Origin of the sequence: Vibrio sp. T11.5 (assembly GCF_027587155.1) — a bacterium.
Taxonomy (GTDB): Bacteria; Pseudomonadota; Gammaproteobacteria; order Enterobacterales; family Vibrionaceae; genus Vibrio; species Vibrio neptunius.
The window spans coordinates 1-1,309 of record NZ_JAPPTP010000059.1 but is presented as its reverse complement, the minus strand read 5'-3'; the positions used below and the strand labels follow the sequence as shown (position 1 = coordinate 1,309).

The following is a 1,309-nucleotide window of genomic DNA, read 5'->3' as shown; positions in this document are numbered from 1 at the left end:
GACGTCACCGTTCCGCCCAGTGTCACAGAATCACCTTCTATGACTAACTCAGCGCCCGTACCTGTCTTACCTGTCAAAGAAACTTGAGGGCCCGTCACTCTCAGACGCTGACCCGCCAGCAACTGACTGTCTTGCCCGCTACTCACTTGAGTACCACCGGCCAGCACAGCCTCACCCGTCGACTGCACCGTCCCAGAAATGTCCAGATGCTCACCCTGTACCGTCAGGTCTCCCCCACTGACAGTGGTCCCTGAAAGGGTTTGGCTGTCTGACAATAACTGCGCATCACCACTACTCACCACGGTTCCAGACTGCGTAAGAGACGCTGTACGCAGCAATACGCTACCCGCTCCTGTACCCGATGACAGCGCATGAGTATGGTCAACCGACACCACACCACTGTTATTAATACTTTGATTGGCGTTTATCAGCGCCTGACCCAAGGCAATCACACGTCCTGTATTCAGCAGAGATTCTGCGGTTAAGTTCAGCGTATCTAAAGCCTGCAACGTCCCTGCATTCCTTATACCGCGTGACGATAACGTCAATTGTTCGCCCGCTAAGACGCCAGAACCACGGTTCACCACATCCTCTGTCACGCGCACAACCAACGCATCCGATGTCGATAACTCTCCTCGGTTATCTAGACTCTTCGCGGTAACCGATATCTCACCACCGCTGACAACGTCACCATCTGACACTAAATCGGATTCTGTGATTAACTGAATACCCTGATTGGCTTCAATGTCACCATTCTGAACTAACGTGCGACCATTGAGTGAAACCTTACCCGCCGATAAAATTGTGCCTTCATGGGTCAGATGCTCAGCCGACACGTCAATATCACCACCACTGGAAAATTGACCCTGATTCACTAAGGTTTGACTGGTTATCGTCAATGGCAACTGGCTAACCAGTTGTCCTTGGCTTCCCACATTTAAGTCATCTTGAATCGTGACAGATAAGGTATCGTCACTCTGGACACGGCCATTAAGCTGAGCCTTATTCGACAACAATGACAGCGCTTGCTTAGCCACCATCTGACCAGACTGAGTCAGCGAATCACTCTTCAGTGTGAGCTGCTCTCCGCTACTCACTTCACCTTGCAACGTTGTCGTGTTAGCCGTCAAACTCATGACTTTGCCCGACAACAACTTCTGGGTGCTCGACAGCACGCCCGTCTCGACAGATAACGCACCACCTGACTCAACATCACCTGTCAGTGACACCGAGTCTCGTTGCGATAACGTCATATCCCCAACACTGGCTAACACACCACTTTGTGATAACGACTGACCTCGCACCGTCA

The 1,309-nt window shown here is 51.6% G+C and carries 1 protein-coding gene; it reads right to left on the bottom strand.

All coding sequences use genetic code 11. The features are described 5' to 3' along the window. Positions 1-1,309, bottom strand: a 1,309-nt coding sequence (locus OH455_RS23155) for a hypothetical protein (protein ID WP_269982932.1), incomplete at both ends; no start/stop codon positions are given.